10 protein-coding genes are annotated in these 15,324 nt (G+C 65.5%); 6 read left to right on the top strand and 4 right to left on the bottom strand.

Features of this window, described 5'->3' with window-relative positions:
- Positions 1-58: 58 nt before the first annotated feature.
- Positions 59-805 carry a DUF4198 domain-containing protein gene (locus GX414_02650; protein ID NLI45990.1) on the bottom strand — a complete coding sequence of 249 codons (747 nt, stop codon included), beginning with the start codon at positions 803-805 and terminating at the stop codon, positions 59-61.
- 163 nt (positions 806-968) lie between these two features.
- Here GX414_02650 and GX414_02645 point away from each other — a divergent pair, with 163 nt between their 5' ends.
- The 6 genes from GX414_02645 to GX414_02620 all read left to right on the top strand — a co-directional run bounded on the left by GX414_02645 (position 969) and on the right by GX414_02620 (position 8,440).
- Positions 969-1,478, top strand: coding sequence for an NADH-quinone oxidoreductase subunit J (locus GX414_02645; GenBank protein NLI45989.1), 510 nt, complete (start codon positions 969-971; stop codon positions 1,476-1,478).
- Between the two features lie 3 nt (positions 1,479-1,481).
- Positions 1,482-1,787, top strand: coding sequence for an NADH-quinone oxidoreductase subunit NuoK (nuoK, locus tag GX414_02640; protein NLI45988.1), 306 nt, complete (start codon positions 1,482-1,484; stop codon positions 1,785-1,787).
- An 18-nt stretch (positions 1,788-1,805) separates the two neighbouring features.
- Complete coding sequence (nuoL, locus tag GX414_02635; protein ID NLI45987.1) at positions 1,806-3,737, top strand: NADH-quinone oxidoreductase subunit L; 1,932 nt, start codon at positions 1,806-1,808, stop codon at positions 3,735-3,737.
- Between the two features lie 4 nt (positions 3,738-3,741).
- On the top strand, positions 3,742-5,343 hold the full coding sequence (locus tag GX414_02630; GenBank protein NLI45986.1) for an NADH-quinone oxidoreductase subunit M: 1,602 nt from the start codon (positions 3,742-3,744) through the stop codon (positions 5,341-5,343).
- A gap of 9 nt (positions 5,344-5,352) precedes the next feature.
- Positions 5,353-6,807, top strand: coding sequence for an NADH-quinone oxidoreductase subunit N (locus tag GX414_02625; GenBank protein NLI45985.1), 1,455 nt, complete (start codon positions 5,353-5,355; stop codon positions 6,805-6,807).
- Positions 6,808-7,054: 247 nt separating this feature from the next.
- Complete coding sequence (locus tag GX414_02620; protein NLI45984.1) at positions 7,055-8,440, top strand: sigma-54-dependent Fis family transcriptional regulator; 1,386 nt, start codon at positions 7,055-7,057, stop codon at positions 8,438-8,440.
- A 160-nt stretch (positions 8,441-8,600) separates the two neighbouring features.
- Here the strand turns inward: GX414_02620 and GX414_02615 are convergent, their stop codons facing one another.
- From GX414_02615 to GX414_02605, 3 genes are all read right to left on the bottom strand, one after another.
- On the bottom strand, positions 8,601-10,880 hold the full coding sequence (locus GX414_02615; GenBank protein ID NLI45983.1) for a formylglycine-generating enzyme family protein: 2,280 nt from the start codon (positions 10,878-10,880) through the stop codon (positions 8,601-8,603).
- 472 nt (positions 10,881-11,352) lie between these two features.
- Positions 11,353-13,647: a formylglycine-generating enzyme family protein gene (locus GX414_02610; GenBank protein NLI45982.1), complete on the bottom strand. Its 2,295-nt coding sequence runs from the start codon at positions 13,645-13,647 to the stop codon at positions 11,353-11,355.
- A gap of 346 nt (positions 13,648-13,993) precedes the next feature.
- A partial coding sequence (locus tag GX414_02605; GenBank protein ID NLI45981.1) for a PDZ domain-containing protein occupies positions 13,994-15,324 on the bottom strand: 1,331 nt, incomplete at its 5' end.

Here is a 15,324-nt window from a genome sequence, read left to right as displayed (position 1 = left end):
AAACCGCCGCCACGTGCCGCGGCGGGGGCCGGCCGCGGAGTCGACGGTGACGATGGTATCAGATGCGGCGGGAAATTTTCAGCTTCAGCTCGTCGGTCCCGAACTCCGAGGAGGCCTGGACCAAGATGGCCGCCTGCCCAGCTGAGAATTCGGGCACGATGATGTTCAGCGTGTACACGCCGTTCTTGTCGGTCCGGCCGGTGTAGACGGCGGGGCGGAAGGTCATGCCGATGACCTTGATCACCACCTTCGTGTCCGGCAGCGGCTGGGAGGTGGAGGCGTCGCGGGAATAGACCCGCAGCACCGCCGGCTGGCCGGAGACGATCTCGGTGCCGGCGACCACCTCGACCTTGAGCTTCTTCGGCTTGGCTTCCTTCTGGATGAATCTCTGCAGCAGCATGTTGAGCGAGCCGTCGATCTCCTGCTCGATCTCCCGAACCGACTCCTGGATGTCCTCATCCATCTCGGCCATGCCGGCCACCTGGGCGGCCGACTCGCGCTCGGGACCGGCGTGCGCCGGCTCCTGCTTTTCCGCCTCCTCCACTTTCTTGCGCAGCGTTTCCAGTTTGCCGGCCTGGATGATCCGAAGGATCGTCTTGTGCTGGTCGTTCATCAGGGCCTTGATTTTGGCTTCGTCCGAGCCCTCGACGACCAGGTGGTCATAAGCGGTCTTTTTCGACAGGAGAATCGCGCCGCCCTTGTAGACATGGGTGATGATCTTCCTCATGTCCAAGCCCATGTCCTCCGTCTGGACGTGGTAGATGATCCCGCTGAATGTGACTTCCGTGTTGTAACCGGTGATCATGCGGATGTACTCCAATCGTACGCCATATATAACAGAAATCGGAGAAGCGGACAACGAAAATCACTTGACATCAAAACCGGGGGTCGTTTAGTATAAGTCTTTACAAACGCTTGATAAAACGAGCTTTGACATTCACCATTCCTGACGACACCGAAAGGTGGCCATGATTGTCGTTCTGTTCTACATCAGCGCCGTCCTCGCCGTCCTCGCCGCCCTCAATCTCATCCTGCAGAAAAAAACCATGAACGCCGCCCTGTCGCTGGTCGTCTGCCTGGCGGCGCTGTCCGTCATCTACTTCATCCTGAGTGCGCCGTTCATCGGCATCATCCAGCTGGTGGTCTACGCCGGGGCGGTGATGGTGCTCTTTCTCGTGGTCATCATGCTGCTGGATCCGTTCTCCGAAGTGGTCCTGCGGAACCACAACCGGCTGTGGGTCTTTTTCAGCATGCTGCTGGGTGGCGGGCTGTTCACCCTGCTGGCCTTCGCCTTTTCCACCTGGCAGCCGCCGGCGGACACCCCGGACATCCCCGGCGCCGCCCGGAACACCGAGACGCTGGCCGAGCTCCTCTTCAACAAATATCTGCTCCCGTTCGAGGCGGTCTCGATCCTCATTCTGGTCGCCATCATCGGCGCCGTGGTGCTGGCCAAGAAAAAGCACCCCGCAGGGAGTTAGCCCATGCCCGTCCCGTCGCTCCACGTCCTGATCTTGAGCGCGCTGCTGTTCGCCATCTGCGTCATCGGCGTGCTCATGCGCCGCAACCTGGTGGTCATGTTCCTCTGCGTCGAGTTGATGCTCAACGCCGCCAACCTGGCCCTCATCGGCTTCAGCCGGAGGCTGGGCCAGCTCGACGGCCAGGTGGTGGTGTTCTTCGTGATCGTCCTGGCGGCGGCCGAAGCCGCGGTGGGACTGGCGCTGGTGATCGCCCTGTACCGCAGCCGCCGGACGCTGGACGCCGACCAGCTGAACCTGATGAAGTACTGACGGGATGGCGAGGTGGCGATGAACAGCCTGCTGCTCTGGATCCCGCTGCTTCCCCTGCTGGGCTTTCTCCTCAACGGACTGTTCGGCCGCCGCCTGCCCAAGCCGCTGGTTCACTGGATCGCCTGCGGCGTCACCGGCGCGTCGTTCCTGCTGGCGGTGATCGTTTTCCAGCGCTTCCTCGACCTGCCGGAGCGCCTCGTCCAGGCGGACTACTTCCGCTGGATCGAGTCGGGCGACTTCGCGGCCAGCTTCGGGTTTCTCCTCGACCCGCTGTCCATGGTGATGACGCTGGTGGTCACCGGCGTGGGCTTCCTGATCCATGTCTACAGCATCGGGTACATGTGGGCGGAGGCCGGCTACTACCGGTTCTTCGCCTACATGAACCTGTTCATGTTCGCCATGCTCATGCTGGTGCTGGCCGACAACTACCTGCTCCTCTTCCTGGGCTGGGAGGGCGTCGGGCTCTGCTCCTATCTGCTCATCGGCTTCTACTTCCACAAGCCGAGCGCCGCCGCGGCCGGCAAGAAGGCGTTCATCGTGAACCGGATCGGGGACTTCGGCTTCGTGGTGGGGCTGCTGCTCCTGTTCGTGACGTTCCGCACGCTGGACTTCAGGACCCTGTTCGCGCAGGTCGCCGCCCTGCCCGTGGAGGCGCACTACGGCGTGCTCACCGCCGTCACCCTGCTCTTCTTCGTGGGCGCCACCGGCAAGAGCGCCCAGATCCCGCTCTATGTCTGGCTGCCCGACGCCATGGAGGGCCCCACGCCGGTGAGCGCGCTGATCCACGCCGCCACCATGGTCACCGCCGGCGTTTACATGGTGGCCCGCTCCAATCCCATGTACGGCCGCGCGCCCGAGACGCTGTTCTGGGTGGGGCTGATCGGCGCGCTGACCGCCGTCTTCGCCGCCACCATCGGCCTCTTCCAGCGCGACATCAAGCGGGTGCTCGCCTACTCCACCGTCAGCCAGCTCGGCTACATGTTCGTGGCGCTCGGCGTGGGCGCATACGCCACCGGCATCTTCCACCTGATGACCCACGCCTTCTTCAAAGCGCTGCTCTTCCTCGGATCCGGCAGCGTGATTCTGGCCCTGCACCACGAGCAGGACATGCAGGCGATGGGCGGGCTGCGGAAACACCTGCCGGTCACCGCCGCCACCATGTGGATCGGCGCGCTGGCTATCGCCGGTGTGCCGCCCCTGGCCGGTTTCTTTTCCAAGGACGAGATCCTGTGGCACGCGTTCGCCGGCGGCGCGCGCGGCCACCTGGTGTTCTTCGGCCTGGCCACGCTCGCGGCCGGCCTCACCGCGTTCTACATGTTCCGGCTCATCTTCCTCACCTTCCACGGCCGGACCCGCGTGCCCGAGGAGCAGCGCCACCATGTCCACGAATCGCCGCGGCCCATGACCGCGGTGCTGGTCGTGCTGGCGCTGCTCGCCGCCGTCGGCGGCTTCGTGGGGCTGCCGGCCTGGCTGGGTCCCAACGCGTTCCGCGACTTTCTCCAGCCGGTCTTCGCGCAGCTGCCGCCCGCCGACGGAGGCGCCCCCGCCCCCCACAGCCTGGCGCAGGAGCTGGCGGTGACCGGCGCGGCGGTGCTGGTGGGGCTGCTCGGCATCGCCGTTGCCTGGGTGGTGTTCATCCGCCGCGGCGCGCTGCCCGACGACGAGAAGCGGCTCGGCGCCGCGCACCAGCTGGTCTTCAACAAGTATTACATCGACGAGCTGTACGACCGCATCATCGTCCGGCCGCTGACGTGGATCTCCGAGCAGTGGCTCTGGAAGATCTTCGACGCCGGCCTTGTCGACGGTCTGGTCAACGGCGCCGGGGCGCTGGTCCAGGGGCTCGGCGACGGGGCGCGGCGCGTGCAGAACGGGCTGGCCCGGACCTACCTCGGCTGGGTGGCGGTGGGCGCCATCGGCGTGGGGCTGTACGTACTCTTCCTGTTTGGCTAGGCGTATGGAACACCTGCTGAGCATCGTCGTCTTCCTGCCCATGCTGGGCGCCGTCGGCCTGGCCTTCATCCCGCGGGCGCGCGTCGGGGCGCACCGGGCCGTGGCGCTGGCCGCCGCGCTGGCCGGCTTCGCCGCGTCCCTGGTGCTGCTGGCCCGGTTCCAGTCCGCCAGCCCCGACTTCCAGCTCGAGGAGTTCCACCGCTGGTTCGCCATGGGCGGCTTCCAGGTGAACTACCACCTGGGCCTGGACGGCATCTCGCTCTTCCTCGTGCTGCTCACCACCTTCATCACGCCCGTAGCCATCCTGGGCTCGTGGTCCGTCACGAAGCACGTCCGCGAGTACATGATCTTTATGCTGGTGCTCGAGTCGGGCATCCTCGGCGTCTTCCTGTCGCTGGACCTGGTGCTCTTCTACCTGTTCTGGGAGGTCATGCTCATCCCGATGTACTTCCTGATCGGCGTCTGGGGGAGCCAGAACCGGATCTACGCGGCGGTGAAATTCTTCCTCTATACGATGTCCGGCTCCCTGTTCATGCTGGTGGCCGTCATCGCGCTCTACTACTGGCACGGCCAGGCCGCCGGCGCCTTCACCTTCGACTACCCGCAGATCCTGGCGGCCATGGAGGCGGGGCGCTTCGCACTGCCGCTGGACCGCCAGATCCTGCTCTTCCTGGCGTTCGGCGTCGCCTTCGCCATCAAGGTGCCACTCTTCCCCTTCCACACCTGGCTACCCGACGCGCACACCGAGGCGCCCACCGCCGGCTCGGTGGTCCTGGCCGCCGTGCTCCTGAAGATGGGCACTTACGGTTTCCTGCGCTTCTGCCTGCCGCTCTTCCCCGAGGCCAGCGTGACCCTCGCCCCGTGGGTCTGCGTCCTGGCCCTCGTCGGGATCATCTACGGGGCGCTGGTGTGCATGGTCCAGCCCGACCTCAAGCGCCTGGTGGCCTACTCGTCGGTGAGCCACCTCGGCTTCGTCATGCTGGGCCTGTTCGCGTTCAACATTTACGGCGTCCAGGGAGCGACGTACCAGATGCTGAATCACGGTCTGAGCACCGGCGCGCTGTTCCTCCTGGTGGGCATGATCTACGACCGGCGGCACACGCGCCTCATCGCCGAGTTCGGCGGGTTAGCCCACCCGATGCCCGTGTTCGCCGCCCTGTTCATGATCGTCACCCTGTCGTCCATCGGCCTGCCCGGTCTCAACGGCTTCGTCGGCGAGATCCTCATCCTCCAGGGCGCGTTCGCCGGCAACGCCACCTACGGCATCCTGGCGGCGACGGGGCTGATCCTGTCGGCGGTCTACATGCTCACCATGTACCAGCGGGTCTTCCTGGGCCCGCTGAACCGCGACGAGAACCGCGCCCTGGTCGACCTGAACCTGCGGGAGAAGCTCATCCTGGTCCCCATTGTCATCCTCATCGTGTGGATGGGCATGCATTCGAGCACCTTCCTCCGGCCCATGGACGCCAGCCTCCAGAAGGCGCTGGCCCGCGTGCAGCAGGTCCGGCAGCCGCCGCCCGTGATCCACGAGGTGGACCGGCTGCCGGCGGGCGGCGTCGGGACGGGCACCCCGGTCCCGCAGGCCGCCGCGCCCACCATCCGGTAGGAGTTCGTCGTGAACGAGCTGTTCATCCCCGCCATCCTCCCCGAGATCGTCCTGTGCGCGGCCGGCGTCCTGATCATGGTCGCGGAGCCCTTTCTGGGCCGGCACGGCCGGACCGCCGGCGCCGTGCTGACCGTGGCCGGGCTGGCGGGCAGCGCGGCCGCCGTCCTGCTGACGCCGCAAGTTCCGGTCGATGCGCTGTTCCACGGCATGGTCACCCTGGACCTGTTCGGCGCCTACTGCCGGCTGCTCTTCGCCGCTATCGGGATTCTGATGGTGCTCGGCTCGGCGGCCTACCTGCGACGGGAGGCGCTCCCCCACGGCGAGTTCTACACGCTGCTGCTGTTCGCCACGGCGGGCATGAACTTCATGGTCACCGGCGCCGACCTGGTCATGACCTTCGTGGGCCTGGAGATCCTCTCCATCGCCACCTACGTGCTGGCCGGCTTCCGGCGGCGGGACCCCCGCTCCAACGAATCGGGGATGAAGTACTTCTTCATGGGCGCCTTCTCCTCGGCGATTCTGCTCTACGGGATCGCCCTCATCTACGGCGCGGCCGGCAGCACGAACTACGGCGCCGTGCTCCGCTTCATGCGCGCCTTCACGCACGTGGCCGACCTGCCGCTGCTGCTGGCGCTGGGCATCGGCCTGGTGGTGGCGGGCTTCAGTTTCAAGGTGGCCGCCGCCCCCTTCCACGTGTGGACGCCCGACGTGTACGAGGGGGCGCCGACGCCGGTGACCGCCTTCATGTCCGTCGGCCCCAAGGCGGCGGGATTCGCCGCCCTGATCCGCATCCTGTTCCAGCTCGTCCCCCCCGACCAGCCGGTCTGGACCCAGCTGCTGCTGGTGGCGGCGGTGCTCACGATGCTGGTGGGCAACCTGGGCGCCATCCCCCAGCGCAACATCAAGCGGCTGCTCGCCTACTCATCCATCGCCCACGCCGGCTACCTGCTCATCGGGCTGGTCACCGCCAGCGTCACCGGCCTGGCGGCCATGCTGTTCTACTTCGCCGCTTACCTGCTGATGAACATCGGCGCCTTCGCGGTGGTGGCGCTGGTGTCCGGCCCCGGCGAGACGCGCGTCGCCATCGACGACTACCGCGGCCTGGGTTTCCGCCAACCCGTTCTGAGCTTCCCCCTGACCGTCTGCCTCGTGTCGCTGGCGGGCATCCCCGCCACCGCCGGGTTCATCGGCAAGTTCTTCCTGTTCAGCGCCGCGATGGAACGGGAGCTGTACACCCTGGTCATCATCGCCATCCTGAACAGCCTCGTGAGCGTGTACTACTACCTGCGGGTGGTGGTGGTGATGTTCATGCAGGAGCCCGGTGAAGCCGCGGCCGTCGAGGTACCCGCCGCCGCCGGCGTCGTGATCGTCGCCTGCGGCGTACTGACCATCGTCCTCGGACTCTTCCCCACCCCGCTCCTCCAGGCCTCCAGCGACGCCATCCTGAGTTTTCTGGGGCGCTGACGGTTGCAGCTTTTTTATGGCAAAAGCCAACATTGTTTGCAGGCATTTTGCACACTAGTCTGAAAGTGTTTTGATTTCTTACTCCATTTTTGCCATACTCCGATGTGGTTGAGAGAGCGGCTCCGCCGGCGAGCCCGAAACGATTCGTCGGATGCATGCCCGGGGACGAGAGACGGAGCGACGTCCACCGGGATTTCGGACCGATGATCCACCCACAACCACAACGACACTCGGGGAGTTTACCGCCATGCGTCCGGAACATCTCAAAGTCCTCATCGTGGACAGTGACGCCAACGTCCGCGAACTGATCACCGGCTGGCTGAAGGCCGACGGCTTTCACGCCGCTGCCGAATCCAGCGGCGAGGCTGCCATGCGCCGCCTGCGGGAGGAGCACACCGACTGCATCCTGGCCGCCATCAATTTGCCGGACATGGACATCCTGGAACTCCTCCGCCAGGCCAAGCTGCTGGACCCGGCGATTGAAGTGATCATGCTCACCAGCAATGTGGCTGACGCATCCACCGTGCAAGCCATGCGCCTGGGCGCCTTCGACTACATCGTGCCGCCGCTGCAGCGGGAATCGGTGGGGCTGGCGGCCCTCAAGTTCGTCAAGTACCGCAATCTGATCGACGAGAACGCCAATCTCAAGTCCGGCCTGGAGGCTTATCGCAAAGACGGCGATATCTTGGGCCGAAGCCCGACGTTCGAGCAAATCCGGCACCTGATCGCGGACGCGGCCGCCACCGACATTCCCGTCCTCATCACCGGCGAGAACGGCTGCGGCAAGGAACGGGTGGCGCGCGCGATCCACGCGGCGTCGAGCCGGTGCAGCCTGCCCATGGTGATGGTCAGTTGCAGTGCGATCCCGGAACACCGGGCGGAACGGGAGCTCTTCGGCTCCGAGTGCGGGGCTCCGGACGGCGTCCCGTACCCGAAGCGGGGCCGGCTGGAGATCGCCTTCGGCGGCACCCTCTTCCTGGACCATGTGAGCGCACTGCCGGCGCGGATCCAGGGGGAACTCGTGCAGGCCCTCCAGCGGCAGATGTTCCGGCGGGTGGGTGGCACGCTGGAGCTTCCGGTGGACTGCCGCATCATCGCCGCCGACAGCGCGGACCTGGCGGCCCTGGTGCGGACCGGCGAATTCCGCGAGGACCTCTACCTGCTGCTCGGCGCCGTCCAGATCCACATCCCACCCCTGCGCGACCGGCGGGAGGACATTCTGCTGACGGCCGAGTATTTTTTAAGAAGAATCTGCGCGGCGATGAACAAGAACATCGTCGACTTCAGCGAGCCGGCCCGCCAGCTCATGCAGCAGTACCACTGGCCCGGGAATGTCCGGGAACTGGAAAACGCGGTGGAACGGGCGGTGGTGGTGACCGTGTCCACCTACATCCAGCCTATGGACCTGCCGCCGCTTCAGACCGACCCGGCCACGCTGCCGGCGTCCCTGTCGCTGGAGGAACTGGAGAAACGGCATCTGCTCAAGGTGCTGCCGCTGATGAAATGGAACATCAAGAAGGCCGCCGAGGTGCTGGGCGTCGAGCGGACCACGCTCTATAACAAAATCCGGCGGTACGGGATTACGCGGCCGCTTCGCCGGCCGTCCGGATCGGTCCAAGTACCGCAGCAGTGAACGTACCGCGCGTTCAATGAACGCGCGCCGGCGGTTGAAGATCATCTGTCTCGGTCGGAGCCGAAGCCGGCGCCTCTCAACGTCACGGCGTTGATTGGAGCGATCATCATTCTTTTCTTCGTGCCGTCTGGCCGCATTCGTCGAATGCGGCTTACGGCCGTTACGGGTACGTCCGCACGAGGCGGAAGCCGATGGTGGGTAAGCTGACCAGAAGCACATCGTGGGACTCCCGATTGGCCGCGCGGCAGTACCGGGCGTTGCAGTCCCAAGCCCCGCCGCGCAGAACCCGACGGACCCCCGAATCCGGGCCCGCATAGTCGGTCATGGCGACCGTGGGGTAGGCGGCGTACCAGTCCCAGCACCACTCCCAGACGTTCCCAAGCATGTCCTCCTGGCCAAAAACATTCGCAACCGTTTTCGTGCCCGCCTTTTGTGGTCGACTGCAATTCGCTCCGAACCAAGCCAGTGATTCCAGGACATGGTACATTCCAGAGGTCGAGACAAGTCCGCAGTTTGCCGTTGTGTAGTCGTGTTCCTCCCAACCGAGGTTATTGGGAAACGGATTGTTCTGGTCCCCTCCCCGGCACATGAACTCCCACTCCCCTTCGGTGGGCAGCCGAAAGCCGGGGGCGCCGAAATCGCAATAGAACGATCCCGACGTGTAGTTGGCCGCCGTCACCGGCACCGTGAAGGCCGCGTCCTTGTAATAGCAGGGCTTCAGGTTGCGATGCGCCGACAGCAGGTTGGCGAACAGCAACGCCTCCTGCCACGCAATCCGCTGGACGGGATGATCCTCGGTGTCGCCGCCGAAAAGCTGGCTGGGATCCGCCGGCAGGGACGGCTGCACGGCTTGGAGGGCCGCCCACATCCCCCGGGTCACTTCAGATTGCATCGTCACGAAGTTCCGGCTGATGGTGTGGGCGAACTGGTTCTCGTTCGTCTCCCGGCACGGCGCGTCCGCCGGCGATCCCTGGGTGAACTCGCCGTGCCGTATGTACAGCATCCAGCCCACGATGTCATCGACCCAGACCAATTCACCCGACCGGTTCTGGGGCAGGGGCTGGGCGGCGAAGAACAGGTGCCGGTCCTGGGCGGTGTTGCCCGTGATGCTGATGGGCGCCGGACTCAATGGAACGCCTTCGGCTACGATGGTGTCCAGTTCCGGGTATTCGATGTTGGTCCAGATGCCGTCCGTCAGGCGGACGTATTTGGCGTGTGGGTCCAGAGGAACCTTCCTGAAGCCCAGCCAGCTTTGGCCCAGAGCCGCCCAGAAGTCGAACTCAGCGACCACCGTGTCATGATTGACGGCCGCCAGGCCGGTCCAGTCCATCCACGGCCGGACGGTGTTCGGCAGGAGCCACAGCCAATGCCGGTCACCGGTCAGGTAGAACTCGCAGGCGCTGGGCGTGTCGCCGTACTGGAACTCCAGCTTCACCAGCAGGTACCGGCTCGATGTGATGTGCGCCGAACCCTCGTACTGCAGCCACGTGCTGTCCAGCCGCCGCCACGTGTACGGCGCCACCGTGTCGGACTGCGCCCCCAGGTCCGCCCCCGCCTCGTCGTACCGGTACAGGTCGATGTGCCCGTTGGCGTTGCTCGGGTTGTAGATGCTGATCCCCGTGCGCCAACCGGCGGCCGCCGTGATGTGGCTGGCCCACACGTCCGTCCCCGCCGGCGTGATGGCCAGCGGGTCCTGGATGGGCAGGGCCGGCTGGGCGGCGAAGAACAGGTGCCGGTCCTGGGCGTGGTTCCCCGTGATGCTCAGCGGCGCCTGGATCGGCGCGCTGGCGGTGACCACGAACGTGTCGGCGTCGGTGTACCCGATCCCCGCCCAGATCTGGTCCGACAGACTCACGAACTTCGCCTGCGGCGCCAGCGTCACCGGCGTCGCCATCACCGCCACCGGCACGCCGTCCTTGTGCGCCTCCACCGTGATGTCGACGGGCGCAAAGCCCGTGTTGAGCACCGCCAGTCCCGTCCAGTCCATCCACGGCCGCACCGAGTTGGGCAGGATCCATTGGTTCTGCACGCCGCCCTTGAGGTAAAACTCGCACACGCTGGGCGTGTCGCCGAACTGGTAGGCCACCTTGACCACCAGGTTGTCGTCCGAGACGATTGCGGCCGAGCCCTCGTAGTTCAACTCCTCGGGCGGGATCGTGCACCACGAATCTCCGTGGACCACGCCCGGCACCTGGCCGAGCGGCGCGCCGGTGGGACTGTATTTCAGAATCGTGAAATTTTGATCCTCGAACTCGAACCAAGTCCGGGCATACACCATGATGCTGGTCTTCCAGCCGGCCGCGGCGGTGACGTGGGCGGCGCTGACGAAGGTGCCGGCGACGGCCGAGCCGGCCAGCAGGACCAGCAGCACCGTCAGCCCGATCAGCCGGGTGCGGCGCAGCCCATGACCTGATCGTTGGATGACAGTTCGATGCAACATCATGCACCTCCCCTGACCATACAGTTGTAAGGGTTATCGGAAGTGTCCAATTTCTGTTGCGTTCCCGGGCGGGTGGCGTGCGTGTTCGTAGTCCCATGACTCCTGCCGGCGCCCGCAATGCGATGCGTGCGTCGGATTGACCGACGGGCCGAGATGCCATTCCACCAACAGAGAGACTGAGCAGATCACTCGGATTATTTCGCTAATTATCACACATGTATCATATCAACACAATAAATTTGTGATGTCGTATGGTTCCAGCCAAACCAGTCGGAGTGGCGACCACGCTGGCTGGGTCAAGCCCTGGGCGGGAGGTATTGCGGAAGAAAGGCTTTGCAGACAGCAACGCCGGGCGTAAAGGGGCGACTCTTCCAGAAACCTGTCCGGAGGTTCGAACAGCTCCGTCTCTATTCGCAGGGAGCCCGGCGATCCTCCTGGCCTCCCGCGCCGAAGCCGGCCGGCGATCCGATCGTTATGGATACGTCCGCACGAGGCGGAAGCCCACCGAGTTGAGGCGCGCGTCCGGGCCGAAGGATTCCCGGTTGGTGGCGCGGCAGTGCTGCGCGTCGCGGTCCCAGGCTCCGCCGCGCACCACCCGCTGCGTCCCCGAACCCGGACCCGCATAGTCGGTCACGGCCCCCGCGGGATAGGCCGCGTACCAGTCCCAGCACCATTCCCAGACGTTGCCCAGCATGTCGGTCTGGCCCCAGGGGTTCACGATGGTGGATCCCACGGGGGCGGTCCGGCCTCCGGAATTGGCCGTGAACCAGGCCAGCGTTTCCAGAGTCGGATACATGCCGGCCGTGGACGCCACGCCGCAGTTCGCCGCCGAATAATTGTCCTCCATGAAATACGGTTGGTTGGGGAATGGGTTGGTGTCGGAGCCGCCCCGGCACACGTACTCCCATTCACCCTCGGTGGGCAGCCGGAAACCGGGTGCGCCGAAATCGCAGAAGAAAGGTCCGGCGGTGTAATTGGCCACAGTCACAGGGACGGTGAAGGCCGCGTCCGTGTAATAGCAGGGCCGCAGGTTCCGGTGCGCCGAGAGCAAATTGGCGAACAGCACCGCCTCGTGCCACGTGACGCGCTGGACGGGTTGGTCGGCGGTGTCGCCGCCCCACAAGTGGCTGGGGTCCGCCGGCAGGGAGGGCTGCACGGCTCGGAGCGCCGCCCACATCCCCCGGGTCACTTCGTATACCATGACGGCGAAGTTCCGGCCGATCGCATGAGTGAACGGGGTTTCGTCCGTGCCCCGGCACGGTTCGCCTGACAGTGAACCCTGTTCGAAGGAATCGTGGCGGCCGTAATTCAGGAGGCCCACGATGTCGTCGTTCCAGACCGTTTCCCCTGATTCATTGGGCGGTATGGGTTGAGCGGCGAAGAACAGATGCCGGTCCTGGGCGGTGTTGCCGGTGATGCTGATGGGGGCGGCGATCAGCCGGCCATTCCAGATCGAGGTGCTGGAGATGCTGGCGGTGTCCAGGTCCGGGTAGCCGATGTCGGGCCAGATGCCGTTCGTCAGGCGGACCAGCTTGGCCTGCGGATTCAGCTCGGTGCTCATGAAACCGACGGCGAGGTGATCGAGGTACGACACGAACACCAGCTCCTGCACCGTTGAATCCGTGTTCACGGCGGCCAGGCCCGTCCAGTCCATCCACGGACGGACGGCGTTGGGCAGAACCCACCGATGGTACTGGCCGCCGGTGAGGTAGAACTCGCAGGCGCTGGGCGTGTCGCCGTACTGGAACTCCAGCTTCACCAGCAGGTACCGGCTCGACGTGATGTGCGCCGAGCCCTCGTACTGCAGCCACGTGCTGTCCAGCCGCCGCCACGTGTACGGCGCCACCGTGTCGGACTGCGCCCCCAGGTCCGCCCCCGCCTCGTCGTACCGGAACAGGTCGATGTGCCCGTTGGCGTTGCTCGGGTTGTAGATGCTGATCCCCGTGCGCCACCCCGCCGCCGCCGTGATGTGGCTGGCCCACACGTCCGTCCCGTCCGGCGTGATGGCCAGCGGATCCTGAATGGGCAGGGCCGGCTGGGCGGCGAAGAACAGGTGCCGGTCCTGGGTGTGGTTCCCCGTGATGCTCAGCGGCGCCTGGATCGGCGCGCTGGCCGTGACCACGAACGTGTCGGCGTCGGTGTACCCGATCCCCGCCCAGATCTGGTCCGACAGGCTCACGAACTTCGCCTGCGGCGCCAGCGTCACCGGCGTCGCCATCACCGCCACCGGCACTCCGTCCTTGTGCGCCTCCACCGTGATGTCGACGGGTGCGAAGCCCGTGTTGAGCACCGCCAGCCCCGTCCAGTCCATCCACGGCCGCACCGAGTTGGGCAGGATCCATTTATCCTGCACGCCACTCTTGAGGTAGAACTCGCAGACGCTGGGCGTGTCGCCGAACTGGTACGCCAGTTTGACCACCAGGTTGTCATCCGAGACGATCTGGGCCGAACCCTCGTAGTTCAGGGTTTCGGGCGGGATGGTGACCCAACCGGAACCGTACTCGACGGTGCCGGTTTCCGAACCCAGGTGGCTCCCGTCAGGACCATATTTGTGCAGCGTGTACTGGATGCCGAACGGGTTGTTGTAGGTGGGATTAAACATCGAGATGCTGGTCTTCCAGCCGTCCGCGGCGGTGACGTGGCCGGCCCAGACGTCGGTGCCGGCGGCGGCGGCGCCGGCCAGCAGGACCAGCAGGACCGCCAGCCCGGCCAGCCGGGCGCAGCACGACCAATAACCGGAACGACAAATGAAACGCTGATTCGACATCAGACACCTCCCGCAAGAAGGCAATATTCACGATAATCGAAGGCGCCCGGCTCTCGCTGGGGCGCTCTGGCAAAGCAACCGGTCGCTAATGGTTTTCGCATGCAGTCGGCTCACGCGCCTTGGCGGACAAGGGGTCAGCAAGCACGCCATCGGCGGTTCCATCGTCAATTTCAAAAGTATTGTAATTATGATCGATGCATCACGGCAACACAACGAGTTTTTAGCCACCACCGGCAGCGGTGTGCCGGCGGTGATTCGGCCAATGGCCAAAAGGCCGCCTGCGTCGCAGGCGGCCTTCGGCGGATATACGACAGGAACCGGGGGCAATGCGCCCCCCTGCGCCAGGTTACGGTTTGGTCAACGAGGTGTAGTAGGTCAGCTTGGTCCGCTCGATGAAGCGGTGGAACTTGATCACCACCGATTCGCCCGCCTTGAGGCTCCGGATGCGCTCCACGAACGCGCGGGCCGTCTCCACTTTGGCGCCGTCCAGCGTCATGATGAGGTCGTTTTTGATGAGCCCCGCGTCGTCGGCGAGCGAGCCCGGCTTGACCTCGGTCACCAGGATGCCGCCGGCGTCCGCCTTGAAGTCGAGCTGCTCGGCCAGGCGCGGCGGGATGTCCTCGACGGTGAGGCCGATCTCGGGCTTCGGCGTCTCGTCGGCCGCGTCGATGTCCATGGGCCGGCCGCTGCGGGCCGACAACTGCCCCGGCCGTTCCTTGAGGGTGAGTTCCTTGGTGATCTCCCGACCGTCACGGACCAGGGTCACCGGCACCTTGGTGCCGGGGGCCAGGTTGGCGACCACTCCGCGCAGTGCGTCGGGATCGCCCACCGGCTTGCCGTTGACGGCGACGATGACATCCTCGGGCTGAATGCCGGCGGCCTTGGCGGGGGAGTCGTCGCCGCTCAGGTCGGTGACCAGCACGCCGCTCTTCCCCTTGAGCTTGAAGTGCGCCTTCATGGCGTCGGTCATGGGCAGGGTGTTCATGCTGATGCCCAGGTAGCCGCGCCGGACCTTGCCGTGCTCCACGATCTGGTTGTAGACACCCACGATCACGTCGGACGGCACGGCGAAACCGATGCCCAGGTTGCCGCCGGTGCGCGTCTCGATGAAGGTGTTGATGCCCACCACCTCGCCGCGCAGGTTGACCAGCGGGCCGCCGCTGTTGCCGGGATTGATGGCGGCATCGGTCTGGATGTAGTTGCTGAACAGCGACTGGCTGGGGAACGCCCGCCCCTTGGCGCTGACAATGCCGGAGGTGACAGTCTGCTCCAACCCGAACGGACTGCCGATGGCCACCACCCACTCGCCGATCTGGAGTTTGTCCACGTCCCCGATCCGGGCGAACGGCAGGGGCTTCGTGTCGTGGATCCGGATCACCGCCAGGTCGGCGCCGCCCTCGGCGCCGCCCGGGTCGGCGCCCACCACGGTCGCCTCGAACTCGCGGCCGTCCCGGAGCTTGACGGTGATGGAGTCGGCGTCCTCCACCACATGGTTGTTGGTGACGATGAAGCCCTTGCTGTCCACAATCACGCCCGAGCCCAGGTTGCGCTGGACGTAGTCGCGGGGCATCTCGTCGCCGAAGAAGCGCCGCCAGAAGTCGTCGCCGAAGGGCCCCATCTCCTGGTGCATCTTGCTGAGCTTCAACTTGGTCTTGGTGCTGATGTTGACCACCGCCG

The sequence above is a fragment of the Acidobacteriota bacterium genome, assembly GCA_012517875.1.
In the GTDB taxonomy this organism is placed as follows: Bacteria; Acidobacteriota; JAAYUB01; order JAAYUB01; family JAAYUB01; genus JAAYUB01.
The sequence above is the reverse complement of the archived record's forward strand: the minus strand, read 5'-3'. Positions and strand labels throughout refer to the sequence as shown.